Source organism: Mesorhizobium sp. M0833, assembly GCF_040319905.1.
In the GTDB taxonomy this organism is placed as follows: Bacteria; Pseudomonadota; Alphaproteobacteria; order Rhizobiales; family Rhizobiaceae; genus Mesorhizobium.
In genome coordinates this window covers 79133-93103 of the sequence record NZ_JAMYOQ010000017.1, presented here as the reverse complement: position 1 = coordinate 93103, position 13971 = coordinate 79133, and the positions used below count along the sequence as shown (strand labels likewise).

Genomic DNA, 13971 nt, shown 5'->3' with positions numbered 1-13971 from the left:
GATCCGTTTGGTTATTACCACTTTCGCGAAAGCGGTAATAACCCGACCTGCCGCCGTCGTCGGCCGCGTTCATTTTGCCGCGGCGAGCGGCTCTTTCTTGCGCGCTGGCGTCAGGCGGCGCATGCCGCGTTTGGCGGTGGCCTTCAGCGCCACCGGCGGAGCGCTGGACAACGCGCCGATCACCGCGCCGACCATGCCGTGTGCGACGAAATCGGCGTTGATCTCATTGGCCAATCTGGCGTCTGCCTCCTGGTTGTCGCTGTCGGGCTCCGACCACAATACGACGCCCACCCGCAACCTTGGTTTGGCGCGTTTCAGCCGACGGACCAGGAACCGGCCGTGCTTGACGGAATCGCGGTTCAAAAATCCGACGACGACGGTATCGACGGCGTCGAGTTCAAGGCGGCGAATGCTTCCCGGTTCCAGATCGGCGAAGCTCGCCCTCAACACCGTAGCGCCCTGGACTTCGAGCACCTGCGCCAGCATGGCGGCAGCGGCGTCGTCGAGTTCGCCGCGCCCTCCGGCGCACAGCACCGACATGCCCGTGCCATCCGGCAGTTCGGTGTCGTCCTCGTCCTCCCCCTGAATCTGCTTGTCCTCGCGTACGCCGTTGTCCTCGGCCGCGGCCGTATCGTCCGCTTCCGCCTCCTCCTGCGCGCTGTCGTCGAGGTTCGCCACCATCGTCAGCGCGCTGCCGGCGACCTGCTGTCTTTGCTCATCGCTCAACACACCACGCACACGGTCCTGCTCGCCGAGCAGAAGTGCGGGAATCGCGACCTTGTCGTAGAACTCGACCAGATAGTTTTCCTCCAGCATCTCCTCGGCATGGTCTGTCGCTTCCTCGGGATCGCCGGCCAGCAGCCGCTGGTAAAGCCGGGCGTGCGGTTCGAGCACGGGTTCGTTGCCGAACAGAACGTCGAGGAATTCGAACTGCGGCACATGGCGGCCGAGCACGACGAGGCAGACCGTGAGCGGCGTCGACAGAACCAGGCCCAATGGCCCCCAAAGCCAGGTCCAGAAGATCGCCGCCACGATGATGGCCAATGGCGACAGCCCGGTGCGCGAGCCGTAGAGCCAAGGTTCGATCACGTTGCCGGTGATCAGTTCCACCACGACGAAAAGCCCGGCGGTCCATAGCACGAGCGACCAGCCGGGCGCCACGGCCAGCGCCAGGAACAGAGGCAGCAGCGTCGCGATGACCGGGCCGATATAGGGAACGAAGCGCAGCGCCAGCGCCAGCAAGCCCCACAACAATGGATTGGGTATGCCCAGAACCCAAAGCCCGAACGTAATCGGTACGGCATAGACGATGTTCACGACCAATTGCATGAGCAGATATCGGCCGACCCGCTTGCCGGCATCCTGCAGCGCCTCGGTGGTTCGATGCAGATCGCCGTAGCCGACGAGACGTATGAAACGATCGCGCAGGTCTTCCCGCTCGAGCAGCATGAATATGACGACCACGACGATCAGCCCGGCCGATGCCAGCGGGCTCAGCAGCGGGCCGATCAGATTCTGGAGAACCTCGAGCGGTCGTTCGCGCGCGACGATTTCGACCGGGATCGGCTCCCGCGGAGGCTGATCGGCGGCGGGTTGCACAGGTCCGGGTCTGTCGAGTTCCTGGCCGACGCGTTCGATCACCCGGCTCAATCTGGAAACGATACCGCCGCCGACGCCGGTGTCCTTGAGGGACCGGACCTTGGTCAGGATATTAGCCTGGTAAAGCGGGATGTTCTGCGCCAGTTCACTAACCTGCGTGGCGACGATGAAGGAGAACAGCGCCAGCACCGTGAATGCGCCGAGCACGCTCGCAATCACGGCAGGAAGACGCGGTATGCCGGCGCGCTTGAGTGCCGACACCATCGGTACAAGCGCAAAGGTAAGCAGCAGGGCGATTGCGATCGGCAGAAAGACCTCGCGCCCGAAATAGAGCGCCGCGACGGCCGTCACGACCGACGCTACGCTGGGCAACGATGTGCGCGGAAGCGCCCTGGCAGCGGCAACAATACCCGCCCGCCGGGGCTCCGCCAGGTGCGCGCCGTTTCGACGATTTGCCGCCACTTTATACCTCCGCCCCGCCGTCGTCATGATCGGGCATATTGAGCCGGCGTGCAACGTCGCAGCGCCTCCCCCAACTGGACACCGATTGCCTGGACCTTCGTTGGCTTTGTCGGGCTTCAGATCGGCAGCGCGGCTATTCAGTCACGGTAGAATTTTTTGCATAAATGGCGTCACGGGCAATCCTGTTCCATGTCTGCGCCAGAACGCGGAACTTTTGGGTCAAAACACCGTTCCTTCGTAGATCGCTGATGGATAACCTCAAAGCAGCAGCTCAGGAGGAATGATCATGAACATCAAGATGCTTTGCATGGGCGCGATGGCGCTTTCGATGATGACCGGCGCAGCGCTCGCCGCCGGTGCCACTGGCACTTCGGCGCTCGACGATCCGCAGAAAATGTCACCCTTCTTCACCGACGCCGGCATGAAGAGCATGAAGTCGGAAGCCGAATTCAAGACCGCATGGATGGCCATGTCCACGAGCGACCGGGCCATGGTGTTGAAGGAATGCAGCGACGCCGGCATTGCCAAGACGCATGCCGACTTCTGCAAGATGGCCAACCAGCTCGGTAACAAGTGACCGCCGGCTTCTTGCCGATTGCAATAACGGACCAAGCGAAAGGCGGCAGGTCCGCCATTGTGCGACCTTCCAGTCTGCACCGGCGGGCGTTCAGCCATTTGATGTCGCTACGCCGGAATGTCCGCGCAATGAAGGCCACGGCTTTTGTTCGATTGCCGTGGCGCCATCGGCATGGCCTGGTCGGAACGCATGTCGCGGAGTGGCAATGCCACCCCGAGCGGTCCCGTCTGCTCGTAGCCCGCCGGTTAGCCTCCGCATGGCATTGCCGGCACCGGCAATCCAGGCGAGATCGAATGCAGCACCAGGCAGGTGAAGGGCCTGGTGCTGAAGACCGAGTTTTTGAAAAAGGCCTGATCGCCTCGGCACCCTTCGCTTCCATATCAATCGCCTCATGACTGAACCGCCAATGTGAGCGAATCGCCCATGCGACGAGTGGGAGGAGCCTGTCCCCTCGCCCTATGTTGCACTGCGTTAGATTTGTTGCATTGCAATATCGGCGCATCGGGTCGAGCCTCTGCGAGGTGGGCATTCCTTGCACGAGGTGATTGTGTCGGCATCATTTCGGCCTGACATCGAAGGGCTGCGCGCACTGGCGGTGGCGGGTGTCATCGCCTTCCATTTTGGTCTCTCCGGCCTGCCCGGCGGCTTTGCTGGCGTCGACATCTTCTTCGTCATCTCCGGCTACCTGATTACAAAACACCTGGTTACGGAAATAACCGAAACCGGGCGGCTGAACCTCTGGCGCTTCTACGCCCGGCGCGCCCGGCGCCTGCTGCCGGCGGCACTGTTCGTCATTCTCGCCACGCTGTTTGCTGGTTACTTCATCCTGTCGCCGGAGGAACAGGCGCTCTATTCGAAAGGCGCTATGTTCGCCTCCGCCTACATGATCAACCTCTGGCTGATCCGCTGGTCGTTCGACTATTTCGCCGCCGACGCCACCAACAACCCCTTCATCCACTTCTGGTCGCTCTCGGTCGAAGAACAATTCTATTTGGCATGGCCGGCGCTGCTTTTGATGGCCGCATGGCTGCGCCCAGGCAAGCGCACCGCTATAATCGTCATTGGCCTCGCCGGCCTAGCCTCCTTCGCCGCCTGCGCCTGGCTGACGGAAGTGTCGCAGCCCTGGGCCTTCTACTTCTCGCCTCTCAGGGCCTGGGAATTCGCCGCCGGCGGCCTCGCGACCATGGCGCCGGCAAAGATCTGGCGCGACCGGCCGCTGCTGGCCACGCTCCAGGCATGCCTCGGTCTGGTGCTGATCGCCTGGGCCTATCTGATGCTGGACGAAGACTCGCCGTTTCCCGGGGTGAATGCGCTGGCGCCTGTCGCCGGCACCGTGCTGCTGCTGCTCAGCGGCAGCGGCGGCCGCAATCTGCCGAGCGCCGTGCTGGCGCTGGCGCCCCTGCAATGGCTGGGCCGGCTGTCGTATTCACTCTATCTCTGGCACTGGCCGGTTATAGTCTACGCGGCAATGGTGGTTCCCAACCTGTCCATCCTGGACCGCTTTGCCTGCGCGGCGCTGACGCTGGTTCTGTCGATGTTCACCTATCATTTCATCGAGAACCCGATCCGCCGCAACGGCTGGCTGATGGCCGGAGCAGCGCGGGCGCTGGTGCCCGCCGCCGCGCTGACCGGCGCCGGCGTGGTCGCGGCCTATGGCAATGCGCGCTTTGCCGAGCACAATCTCAGCCCCGAACAGCACGTCATCGCCGACAACGCCGCCCAGCTCTCCACCGTGCGCGCGACCAATGGCGGCTGCGTGCTCGATTTCGAGACCGTCAAGCCGAAGCCCTGCATGTTCGGCCGCAAGGATGCCCAGCGCTCGGTCGTGCTGTTCGGCGACTCGCATGCCGACCATTGGTCGACGCCGCTGATCAAGGCGGCCGAGAAGAACAATTTTCGCGTCGTCACCTTTCTCAAATCCTCCTGCCGGGCTTCGCGGGTGACGACCTGGAACTGGCGGCTGAAGCGCGACTACACCGAATGCGACCAGTGGCGCGAGCAGTCGGTCCAGGACATCATCGCGCTGCACCCGCAACTGGTGGTGATTTCGGAATTCTCGATCGGCAATGTGATGAAGGAATCGCCCGAGGAGTTGAAGCACGCCGATTGGCAAGCGCAGTGGCGGACGGGTCTCGCCTGGACGCTTCAGGCCTTCAGCCAGGCCGGCATCAAGGTCGCGGTCATCAGGGACGTGCCCTACAATGCAAGCTATGCCGACAAATGCGTGGCACGGGCGCTGTGGCGGGGCCAGACGCCCGCGACATGCGACACGCCGAGGATCATGGCGGCAAACGACGACATCGCCACCGTCGAGCGCGACATCGTGCGCTCGACGCCGAACGCCACTTACGTCGACATGACCGACCGGTTTTGCGACCAGACCACCTGCCACGTCTTCATCGACGGCAAACTAGCCTTCCGCGACCGCCACCACCTGGCAACGCCCTTCGCCGAAACGCTGGAGCCGGCGGTGGAACGGGCGCTGTTTTCGGATGTGATGGCGGCGGCTGTGAAGTAACAGTGCGGGATCTTGTCGGATCACGACCGACCAGCCCTTGGCGAGCAACCCACGCCAGGTCAGCTAAGGATGAGACCAGCCAGTAAAACGGTAAGGATAAGCGACAGCGGAACTGCAAGAAGGCAGCACAGCTCGAAAGTATTGGCTCGCCAAGAAGTCATTGGTCGCTTTTCCATGTTGGCCTCCTCCCTCAACGGCCAAACCGGGACGGCAGTTCCTAGATGGTGCTCATCCCCACCACTCATCACGCAATTGGCGCAGTTCGTTCCGCTTCCTGGTCATCCACCGTGCACGCGCCAAATGTGTCGCCCACGCCCGGAAAGCCCTCTCCGGTTCCCGCTCCGGATCAATGTGCAGAACGATACGGGCGACCTCGCGCCAATCGGTTCCTTCCGCCGAAGCATCGAGCAGCCGGATATAAGTAAGCATGCGATCTTCGTCATAACCGGTCAGAACCGAAGACGTCGGCGCTGCGTTCGCGATATGAAGGTTTGGCGGCTTTAGCATTGCGACCTACCAGCAATGGCGCACCGTAGCAGCCTATGAAGAAGCCCGCGCCCTTTGATCGGAGGATGCGGATCGAGATTCGCCTCGACGGTCGACAAATGCCGACCTCGGGCGGGGGTTCCGCGCAGTTGGGCTCACGTCTTGCCCATCGCGATCGGGTGGGCGCAATCTATGTATTTTACTATGTATTTCAGTGGAACCTAATTTAGTCGGCGCAATTATGCGTGCGTGAGAAAGCGTGAAATCCAGACCGTCACTGAGAGCCGGCTATCGCGGGATCAGTTGGCCGATGATCCAGTGATTGCAGTCGATTTGACCGAACGGATATTACAGGCGGCCGACAACGACAGGATAGTCTGCCTCGTCGTGGCAACGGAGCAGCTGGAAGCCGACCGCGTCGAGAAAGCGGAGCCTCAGGAGACCAGGATTGCTGCAAGCTTCGTCCGGGACTTTGAGGTCATGCTGCTTGTTCTTTATGCGGCCTACGCCCTCGCTGTGCTGGGTGCGACCGCTTTCGTTTTGCTGGAACTGGGCCATGTCCTATAGGTCGGTGACGGGACTGGCACCCCCCGATTGTCGCTGTTTGACGGGACACCGGGATACATACGGCGCGGACCACAACCGGCTCGAGGCTTGCGTCGACGGCCACCCTGCCGCACAGCCAGAGGCGTTTTCGCCCACGCGGCGCTAATTTAGGGCTCTAGGTTCGTGGCATCTTGCAAATTTGTGGAACGAGCCTGCCCTTCGCGGGTTTTTCTATTAGAGGGACGTTAAAGAAGGAGGTAGCTATGAAGAAGCTCCTGCTTGCCTCGGTGATTGCCGTCGCCTCGGCGGCTTCCGTGATCGGCCCGGCCAACGCCGGCGGCAGCGTCACGATCGGCATCGGCAACGGCTATGACGACGACTATTATTATCGCCACCATCGGTATTCCGATTACGACGATGAGTACGTCCCCCGTTACCGCTATGATGTCTATAACGAGGACTACGCGCCGCGCTACCGGTACCGGTACCACCGGCGCTGCCATACCGAAGTGATCAGGCACTGGCGTCATCATCACCGGATCATCGAAAGAATCCGTGTCTGCCGTCGTTGACGGATCGATCCGGCCGGTAGTGCCGGCCGGATCGGGCGGGGCTCCTCATCTTGGCTTGCGCATCAGCATCATGCCGTAATGCACGGCCAAAATGTCGAGCCCGATCTTGAGCAGTTTCACCACCACGTCGCGCGGCTCGCCCGCCTGTTCGGCCAGGCTCTTGACCGTTGCGTCGGCACAGCAGACCTTTTGCACGATGCCGGCGATCTCCCAATGGACAAGCGCCCTGGTGGCCTCCGCATGGTCGCGGCCGGCGGACAGGATGTGTTCTGCGACGCCGCTGCCGGTGCGGCCGCCGTCGACGCGCTCGGCCCAAGCCATCGGCTTGGCGGTTGCCTCCGACGAGTTGCGGAAATCCTGGCGGTAGCGCATCCCCGCCTCGCGCTGCTGGCGCGACAGCGAGGTGAGGCCGCTCAGCGGGTCGACATTGCGCACCCGCACGATGCCGCCGGTCGCGGTGTGGCCGTCATTGGAGACCTCATAGACGCGCGCCGCCTCCTTCGTTCCTTTGGCCAGCCGCTTACGGCCGAACCTGTCGTCCTTCAGCGCGAAATCATGGCCGATCTCCTTGCGGATGCGCACCTGCTCGGCCTCGCCTTTCGGCAATCGCGGCAGCCTGGCTTTTGTCTTTTGGGCGGTTTTGTTGCTCATCGGCTCGGTCCTCCTGTTTTTCTGTCGTCGGGCTCTGTCGAATTTCCGTCATCCACTGGGCTCAAATCGCTTCGGCCGGCAGCGTGCGCAGGAAGCGCGCCGCGTGATAGGCGCAGTAGCTTTTCGAAGGCTTTGTGCGCAGCCCGCAGCACAGCATGTCTAAACCGGGGCGACTGCCGGGGGCATCGTTCTCGGCATCCTCCTGCAGCGTCGTGTCGAGCGGCGCGCGGCAACGGTCGAACAGGCAATCGATGAAGCGCATGGCGGCGGAATGTGGCTGGCGGCCGCCGGCGGCGATCGGGCGCGGCGCCGGCATTTCGAGCGGCTCGCCATCGGACCCGGTGATCCGAGCCGGACCCGGCTGCCAGGCCGGCGGCGCCAGCCTGGCCGACAGCCTTGCGGGGCGGCAGCGTGGCTCGGCCTTCGGAGCGGCCTCCGCTTGGCTTGCGGCATTTGATGGCTCAGGCGCCGAATCTCCGAGCCGGCCGCCCGAGCGTCCGCCACACCGGCCCTTGGATCTGGCAAGGCCGATGGTGCGCAAACGGGCGGTGCGGTGGACGATGCCGATGATGGCCGCGCGTGAGACCGGGCTACCACGCTGCGCACCGAGCCTGGTGGCGATCTTCGCGGCCGACAGCCCGCTCATCAACCAGTTCTTGATTTGTTCCAATTCAGAGGCGGAATAGCGGGCGGCCATGATGTTTTATTCCCTGCAAGGGTGGTTGTGTGTGGCGCCGGCTTCGCCGGCTCTCAGGCTCGAAAGCCGATCAGCCTTCGCGTGGCCTGCTACGATCGAGCTTCATCTCGGCCGCCTGCCTGGTTGCGCCGGAGACTGCCTTACCCGTCCGCTTGTCGAAGGCGATGACCGTGCCATCTTCGGTACGGATCCAGGAAACCGCGGCATCCGCGTTGCCGGTCGACGGGTAATTCGTAGCCGGAGCCGTGAGGGGAACGGCTCCGGCCGTTCCGGCCGCTTGCGCTGCCGGGTCCGAGGCGCGAGCCTCGGGCATAGCCCCGGCCGGGGAGGAGGACAGCCGCGACGAAGGGGAAAGGTTTGGCACATGCATGGCCTTGGCGATCGGTTGCGCTACCGCCTCCAGGCGAGCGCTGCCGGCGCGCTGAAGGGAGGATTCGAGGACCGAAAGCTGGTGAAGCGACTTGTGCATGATCGTATAAGAGCATAACTCAAACAGAAATGCAAGCGATTCTTGCATAGACGAAACCGAATCTTATGCCTCAGATGGAGCCATGGCGAAAACTGCACTGTCGATCAAGGTCGGGGCGGCGATCCGCCGGGCGCGCAAGCAGCGCGGCCTGGTGATGCGCCATATTGCCGAGCACAACGACACCGACGTCGCTGCCGTCGGCAATTGGGAAACCGGGCGCAACCTGCCCAAGACCGAGAACCTTTTGAAGACCGCCGCCTTCCTGCGCGTCGACCCGGTGGCGCTCGGCAAGGGCGAGGTCGTCTTCCTCGAAGATGCCGGGCCGGTTGCCGATGCGGAGATCGTCACCGATCCTGGCCCCCTGCCCGCCGGGCCGATGGATATCCAGCTTCTCGGCACCGCCGTCGGCGGCGACGATGGCGACTTCACCTTCAACGGCCAGCCGGCCGGCTATGTCCAGCGGCCGCCGGGGATCCGGCATCTGCGGAACGTGTTTGCGCTGCACGTGCTGAGCGATTCGATGGTGCCGCGCTACGAACCCGGCGAGATGATCTATTGCGGCGGCCGCGAGGCGGTGCCCGGCGACCATGTGGTAATCGAGACGCTGCCCGAAGAGAACGAGCAAAACGGCAAGGCTTTCATCAAGAAGCTGGTCAAGCGCACCGCCGCCGAGTTGATCGTCGAGCAGTACAATCCGCCCAAGACGCTGACCTTCAACCGCTACGCCATCAAGAACGTCTTCCGCGTCATCCCGCTCAAGGAACTGCTGGGGTATTGAGGAGGGAGCTTTCCCTTCTCCCCTTGTGGGAGAAGGTGGCCGAGCGAAGCTCGGTCGGATGAGGGGTGCCGGACGGATCGCTACGTAAGGCTTTAAAATCGTTCCATATTTTAACGCCGAGTTTCTTCCAGCACCCCTCATCCGGCTCGGCGCTACGCGCCGATCCACCTTCTCCCACAAGGGGAGAAGGAAGTTCCCCCCTCAAGCCCGCCTCGACTGCTCCGGCTCTTGACCGTTGAGCAGGCGCGCCTCGGCGCGCACCCGTTGCCGGTCGTCGATGAAGGCGGCCTGGATCGAAACGGCGGCGCCCGGCAGGCCATCGGCACGGCAGGCCTTGCAGATGAGGCGCCCCGAAAGTGCTGATAGCGGCGTCTCCGGCCTCACCCCATGCCGCTTGAGCTCGGCCGGCTTCCACCACCTGTTACGGCCGCAATCGATGCACTCGACGGCAATCGAGACGACATCGGCGATCGTCGCTTCCTTGCCCGCCAATGCCATAGCCATCCCCATCATTGTTCCTGCTTTGTTCCACATCATTATCGGTTTTAGAGGCGGAGTCGAGTCGGTTCCGCTTACATCAACGCTAAAGTTTCACTTGTTCCATTATTTGAGTTATGCTTATATCTCATGCGGGCTGGTATCGGCGCGAGCCACGGAACCGCAGCCGGCCGGCAGCAAGGAAACGATGATGAACCCAGCCCAGTTCGCCCATGCCTGCGGCTATAGCGGCGACAGCCCGGCCATGCTTGCCGCTTTCGCGGCCATCCGCCAGGACGGCATCCGCAAGGCACGCCAGGGCCATCGCCAGCGCAAGGTGGCGATTGACCAGATGAAGCCGAGCCGCGTTCTGTTCCTGGCGGCGATCCGCCCGGCGCAGACAGCCGAGGAGGCACTCGAGGACGCCGCCCGCTTCCTGGCGATGTTCCGCAACATGCCGCGCTGGCGGCAGGAAAGGCGCGCCGCCGACCTCGCCCGTGCCAGACAGCAGCGCCTCTTCGCCCGCTTCTTCCGCCGCTACGGCCACCGCCTCTGGGCGTTCGAGATCACCTGAAGGCGCGGGCCTTCCCTTGCAAGTCAAAACGGATATTGCGATCGCCGACGTCGCACCGTATGTCTTCGCGCGATGAGCGAGATCGAATTCCGTCGCGCGCAGGCGCCCGACCTGCCGGCGATCGTTGCAATGCTTGCCGACGATGTGCTCGGCGCAGACCGGGAAGACCTATCCACGCCGCTTGCGCCATCCTATCTCGATGCCTTCAGCGCAATCGATGCCGACCCCAACCAGTTGCTGGCCGTGGCTGTCGAGGCCGGGCAAGTGGTCGGGACCCTGCAACTCACCTTCCTTCCGGGTATCTCCAGGAAGGGTGCCTGGCGCGGCCAGATCGAAGGCGTTCGCGTCGCCCGGCAATGGCGCTCGCGCGGCGTCGGCAAGCTGATGGTCGAATGGGCGATTGAAACGTGCCGTTCGCGCAATTGCAGCTTCGTCCAACTCACCACAGACAAAGGTCGACGGGAAGCGCACGATTTTTACGAGCGCCTCGGTTTCACCGCCAGTCATCTCGGCTACAAGATGGCGCTGTAGGTTGCGGCGGCAGCCTCCACGCTGCTTGACAATTCGCCCGCAATGTTCTCTTTATGTTCCTATCATAACGCGAGACAATGCGGCCTTCGAGCGGCCGCAGGCGAACGGGCCGGATGGAAGCCAACATCCTCCACGCGGATCTGGATGCCTTCTATGCCTCGGTCGAACAATTGCTCGACCCGGCCTTGCGCGGCAAGCCGATTGCCGTCGGCGGCGGGGTAGTGCTTGCCGCATCCTATGAGGCCAAGGCGTTCGGCGTGCGCGGCGGCATGCCGGGACGGCGGGCGCGGGAACTCTGCCCGCAACTCATTTTCGTCGGCGGCCATTTCAAGGACTATCAGCGGCTGGGCGATGCGGCAATCAAGGTGCTCGGCGACTTCACGCCGGTGGTCGAGCGGATTTCGATCGACGAGGCCTTTGCCGACGTGGCCGGCTGCACCCACCTGTTTGGCTCGCCGGCCGAGATCGCCGGCAAGATACGCCGCCGCGTGCGGGCTGAGCTCGGCTTGCCGATCTCGGTCGGCGTGGCCCGCACCAAGCATCTGGCCAAGATCGCCTCACAGGTCGCAAAGCCGGACGGGCTGGTGGTGGTCGATCCGCGCCACGAGCTGGAGTTCCTGCACCACCTGCCGGTCGAGCTGATGTGGGGTGTCGGCCCGGTCACCAGGGAGCGGCTGGCCGGTATCGGCGTCAACACCATCGGCGAGTTGGCGAAGACCAACAGTGGCGCGCTGGAGCGCCTGCTCGGGCCGGCGGCGGGAGAGAAACTGAATGCGCTGGCGTGGAACCGCGATCCGCGCAAGCTTGAGACGCAGCGCCGGGCGCGCTCGGCCGGCGCGCAATCGGCGCTCGGCCGAAAACCGGCCGACGAGCAGGTCTTCGTCCCCGCTTTGCTGCATCTGGCCGACAGGGTCGCCACCAGGTTGCGTGCGAAATCCCGGCCCGGCCGCACGGTGACGGTTCGTGTCCGCTTTGCCGATTTGCGCTCGGTGACGCGCTCGGTCACGCTCGACCAGCCGATTTCGGCAACCGCCGTGCTGGCCGAAATCGCCGAGGCGCTGGTGCGCAAGGTGCTCATCGACCATCCGCACGAAAAGACCATCTCGCTGCTGGCGATCGCCGTATCGCATCTGGAGCAGCATGCCGGGCTGCAACTGGAGCTGCCGCTCGGGCTCGACGACCGCCGCCGCCCCGGCACCCGGAAGGGCGCGGCGCGCTGGATCGCGGATCGCGCCATCGACAAGATCCGCGACCGCTTCGGCTGGGAGGCGGTCGGCTACGCCTCGGTCGCGCTCGGACTACAGCGGTCGGTTCCCGACGCATTTCGGGAGCTGGCCGAGAAGGAATTGTGAGTTGCGCGGCGGGGGCGAAAAAAAAATTATCCGACAGGAGCCAGGGGCGATACGGCCGGCCCGTTCAAAGCCGTGCCGTCGACGGCAAAATGCGAGCCGTGGCAGGGGCAGTCCCAGCAGCGTTCCAATGAGTTCCAATGGACGTGGCAGCCGACATGGGTGCATGCGGCCGAGCGCTTGTGGAGCGTGCCGTCCTCATCGCGAAAAGCCGCGACTTTGGTAAGCCCTTCGCGCACGATGGCGCCCTCTCCCGGCCGCAGCTTGTCGGCGGAATCGATTTCGCCAGGCGCGACATACTCGGCAAAACTCCTGATCGCTGTCGCATTCTCCGCCAAATAGTCGCCGATCGCGCGTGCCGTCTTGCGGGAGGGTTCGTAAAGTTCCCGCCAAGGGCTTTCCCCCTTCAGGATCAGGTCGGAAACCAATTGGCCGGCAACAACCCCATGGGTGATGCCCTGACCGGAATCGCCGGTGACCACGAAGACATGCCGGTTGCCGGGATTGCGGCCGATGAAGCCGGCATAGTCGACGGTCTCCATCACCTGCCCGGACCATCGATTGGTTTCCGCGCCGATATCGGGCACCAATTTTTTGATCCAGTCCGCCAGGGCCGCGAAGCGGTTGTCGGCATCGTCGGCCTGCCCTGTCTTGTGGTCCTCACCACCGACGATCAGAAAGTCGGTTTTGCCTTCACCAGGCTGCAGGCGAACGTAGTGATAGGGATCCAGCGTGTCCCAATAAAGTGCATCCGGCAAAACGTCGCGCACGATCTCGAATGCCATGGCGTAAGTCCGATACGGCGCTTGCTTGGTGTGGAGCGCGACGCGATCGTTGATCGGCGAATTGGTGGCGACAACGGCCGATCTGGCAGACACGGTAAAGCCTGAGACCGTGCTTACGCGGACGCCGCCGTCGGTCTCCGCGACCTTGTCGACGATGGTCTCCGCATGAAGCATGCCGCCGCGCGCGCGAATGCCCGCAGCCAGCCCGCGGAGATATTTGAGCGGGTGAAATGTCGCCTGATTGGCGTAGCGAAGGACGGGCGTATCCGAAAAGCCTGCAAACGGCACGCCTGCGGTTTTCTCGACGTCGACACCAATCTTCAGGGCGGCGCCCAGTTCGCGCTCGATGACGGATTCCCTTCTGGCTGACGCCGGAAACAGAAAGCCGTCGAGGCGGCGGAAATCACACGCGATACCCTCTGCTTCCTGGATCGATTGGACACGGTCGATAGCCGCCGACTGACTTTGGTAGTAAATCCGCGCCAGTTCCTCGCCGCGCAATTTGATCAGTTCCGAAAAGTAGTCGTCGCAGATCGACGACAGATGCGCGGTGGTGCGTGCAGTCATGCCGCTTCCGATCCGGCCGCGATCGAGCACCGCCACCTTTTGCCCGGCGACGGCCAATTCGTAGGCGACCGACAGTCCGGCAATGCCAGATCCGACGACCACCACATCGACCTGTTCACTCCGCTCGAGCGGAACCGCCTCAGGCGCGACTTCGGTTGCCGCCCAAAGCGATACAGTCCTTTCATCGCTGACATTCATTGGCGGAGCCCTTCATACCCGACATTCGGATAAACGGACGCCAAGATTCAAAGTTCCTCGACGCCTGAATGCCTGCGTAAGCTTGACGTCACCGCCGGTCCGCCCCGACGCGTTGTGAGCCGGCCTGGCTGGGGC

General features: G+C 63.4%; 15 protein-coding genes and 1 pseudogene. 9 read left to right on the top strand and 7 right to left on the bottom strand.

What is annotated here, in order from left to right:
- Positions 1 to 69 precede the first annotated feature (69 nt).
- Positions 70 to 2061: an AI-2E family transporter gene (locus NKH98_RS19950; protein ID WP_352900862.1), complete on the bottom strand. Its 1992-nt coding sequence runs from the start codon at positions 2059 to 2061 to the stop codon at positions 70 to 72.
- Between the two features lie 286 nt (positions 2062 to 2347).
- Between NKH98_RS19950 and NKH98_RS19945 the strand changes: the two genes are divergently transcribed.
- The 3 genes and pseudogenes from NKH98_RS19945 to NKH98_RS19935 all read left to right on the top strand — a co-directional run bounded on the left by NKH98_RS19945 (position 2348) and on the right by NKH98_RS19935 (position 5156).
- Positions 2348 to 2638, top strand: coding sequence for a hypothetical protein (locus NKH98_RS19945; protein WP_254819668.1), 291 nt, complete (start codon positions 2348 to 2350; stop codon positions 2636 to 2638).
- 258 nt (positions 2639 to 2896) lie between these two features.
- Positions 2897 to 2992: pseudogene (locus tag NKH98_RS19940) on the top strand (alkylphosphonate utilization protein); the annotation flags it as partial.
- 193 nt (positions 2993 to 3185) lie between these two features.
- A complete protein-coding gene (locus NKH98_RS19935) occupies positions 3186 to 5156 on the top strand; it encodes an acyltransferase family protein (RefSeq protein ID WP_352900859.1) in 1971 nt (656 codons plus the stop codon).
- A 228-nt stretch (positions 5157 to 5384) separates the two neighbouring features.
- Here the strand turns inward: NKH98_RS19935 and NKH98_RS19930 are convergent, their stop codons facing one another.
- Entirely contained in the window at positions 5385 to 5663 is a 279-nt protein-coding gene (locus tag NKH98_RS19930; protein ID WP_352475563.1) for a DUF2285 domain-containing protein, read from the bottom strand.
- Between the two features lie 282 nt (positions 5664 to 5945).
- Between NKH98_RS19930 and NKH98_RS19925 the strand changes: the two genes are divergently transcribed.
- Positions 5946 to 6209, top strand: coding sequence for a hypothetical protein (locus NKH98_RS19925; protein WP_352645018.1), 264 nt, complete (start codon positions 5946 to 5948; stop codon positions 6207 to 6209).
- A gap of 242 nt (positions 6210 to 6451) precedes the next feature.
- Positions 6452 to 6760, top strand: coding sequence for a hypothetical protein (locus tag NKH98_RS19920; protein ID WP_254819673.1), 309 nt, complete (start codon positions 6452 to 6454; stop codon positions 6758 to 6760).
- Positions 6761 to 6805: 45 nt separating this feature from the next.
- Here the strand turns inward: NKH98_RS19920 and NKH98_RS19915 are convergent, their stop codons facing one another.
- From NKH98_RS19915 to NKH98_RS19905, 3 genes are all read right to left on the bottom strand, one after another.
- Positions 6806 to 7411, bottom strand: a complete 606-nt coding sequence (locus tag NKH98_RS19915; protein ID WP_254819674.1) for a DUF6456 domain-containing protein — start codon at positions 7409 to 7411, stop codon at positions 6806 to 6808.
- Positions 7412 to 7472: 61 nt separating this feature from the next.
- Complete coding sequence (locus NKH98_RS19910; protein ID WP_352900855.1) at positions 7473 to 8108, bottom strand: GcrA cell cycle regulator; 636 nt, start codon at positions 8106 to 8108, stop codon at positions 7473 to 7475.
- A 70-nt stretch (positions 8109 to 8178) separates the two neighbouring features.
- The gene (locus NKH98_RS19905) at positions 8179 to 8577 is read right to left on the bottom strand and encodes a hypothetical protein (protein WP_352900853.1); all 399 of its coding nucleotides are present in this window, start codon (positions 8575 to 8577) and stop codon (positions 8179 to 8181) included.
- An 82-nt stretch (positions 8578 to 8659) separates the two neighbouring features.
- Here NKH98_RS19905 and NKH98_RS19900 point away from each other — a divergent pair, with 82 nt between their 5' ends.
- Positions 8660 to 9355 (top strand): XRE family transcriptional regulator, encoded by a 696-nt coding sequence (locus tag NKH98_RS19900; RefSeq protein ID WP_254819677.1) that lies wholly within the window; start codon positions 8660 to 8662, stop codon positions 9353 to 9355.
- A 201-nt stretch (positions 9356 to 9556) separates the two neighbouring features.
- Here the strand turns inward: NKH98_RS19900 and NKH98_RS19895 are convergent, their stop codons facing one another.
- Positions 9557 to 9859, bottom strand: coding sequence for a hypothetical protein (locus NKH98_RS19895; RefSeq protein ID WP_352799278.1), 303 nt, complete (start codon positions 9857 to 9859; stop codon positions 9557 to 9559).
- Between the two features lie 181 nt (positions 9860 to 10040).
- On the opposite strand from NKH98_RS19895, the gene NKH98_RS19890 reads away from it, so the two are divergent.
- The 3 genes from NKH98_RS19890 to dinB all read left to right on the top strand — a co-directional run bounded on the left by NKH98_RS19890 (position 10041) and on the right by dinB (position 12289).
- A complete protein-coding gene (locus tag NKH98_RS19890; RefSeq protein ID WP_352900849.1) occupies positions 10041 to 10406 on the top strand; it encodes a hypothetical protein in 366 nt (121 codons plus the stop codon).
- A gap of 72 nt (positions 10407 to 10478) precedes the next feature.
- Positions 10479 to 10937: a GNAT family N-acetyltransferase gene (locus NKH98_RS19885; protein WP_352900846.1), complete on the top strand. Its 459-nt coding sequence runs from the start codon at positions 10479 to 10481 to the stop codon at positions 10935 to 10937.
- 113 nt (positions 10938 to 11050) lie between these two features.
- Positions 11051 to 12289 carry a DNA polymerase IV gene (gene dinB, locus NKH98_RS19880; protein WP_352900844.1) on the top strand — a complete coding sequence of 413 codons (1239 nt, stop codon included), beginning with the start codon at positions 11051 to 11053 and terminating at the stop codon, positions 12287 to 12289.
- A 26-nt stretch (positions 12290 to 12315) separates the two neighbouring features.
- Here the strand turns inward: dinB and NKH98_RS19875 are convergent, their stop codons facing one another.
- The gene (locus NKH98_RS19875) at positions 12316 to 13836 is read right to left on the bottom strand and encodes an FAD-dependent oxidoreductase (RefSeq protein WP_352900840.1); all 1521 of its coding nucleotides are present in this window, start codon (positions 13834 to 13836) and stop codon (positions 12316 to 12318) included.
- Positions 13837 to 13971: the final 135 nt, after the last annotated feature.

Bases quoted from the DNA above. Each gene is read 5' to 3' on its own strand.
- NKH98_RS19945 (WP_254819668.1), top strand. From the start codon at position 2,348: ATGAACATCAAGATGCTTTGCATGGGCGCGATGGCGCTTTCGATGATG.
- NKH98_RS19930 (WP_352475563.1), bottom strand. From the start codon at position 5,663: ATGCTAAAGCCGCCAAACCTTCATATCGCGAACGCAGCGCCGACGTCT.
- NKH98_RS19920 (WP_254819673.1), top strand. From the start codon at position 6,452: ATGAAGAAGCTCCTGCTTGCCTCGGTGATTGCCGTCGCCTCGGCGGCT.
- NKH98_RS19915 (WP_254819674.1), bottom strand. From the start codon at position 7,411: ATGAGCAACAAAACCGCCCAAAAGACAAAAGCCAGGCTGCCGCGATTG.
- NKH98_RS19910 (WP_352900855.1), bottom strand. From the start codon at position 8,108: ATGGCCGCCCGCTATTCCGCCTCTGAATTGGAACAAATCAAGAACTGG.
- NKH98_RS19905 (WP_352900853.1), bottom strand. From the start codon at position 8,577: ATGCACAAGTCGCTTCACCAGCTTTCGGTCCTCGAATCCTCCCTTCAG.
- NKH98_RS19900 (WP_254819677.1), top strand. From the start codon at position 8,660: ATGGCGAAAACTGCACTGTCGATCAAGGTCGGGGCGGCGATCCGCCGG.
- NKH98_RS19895 (WP_352799278.1), bottom strand. From the start codon at position 9,859: ATGGCTATGGCATTGGCGGGCAAGGAAGCGACGATCGCCGATGTCGTC.
- NKH98_RS19890 (WP_352900849.1), top strand. From the start codon at position 10,041: ATGATGAACCCAGCCCAGTTCGCCCATGCCTGCGGCTATAGCGGCGAC.
- NKH98_RS19885 (WP_352900846.1), top strand. From the start codon at position 10,479: ATGAGCGAGATCGAATTCCGTCGCGCGCAGGCGCCCGACCTGCCGGCG.
- dinB (WP_352900844.1), top strand. From the start codon at position 11,051: ATGGAAGCCAACATCCTCCACGCGGATCTGGATGCCTTCTATGCCTCG.
- NKH98_RS19875 (WP_352900840.1), bottom strand. From the start codon at position 13,836: ATGAATGTCAGCGATGAAAGGACTGTATCGCTTTGGGCGGCAACCGAA.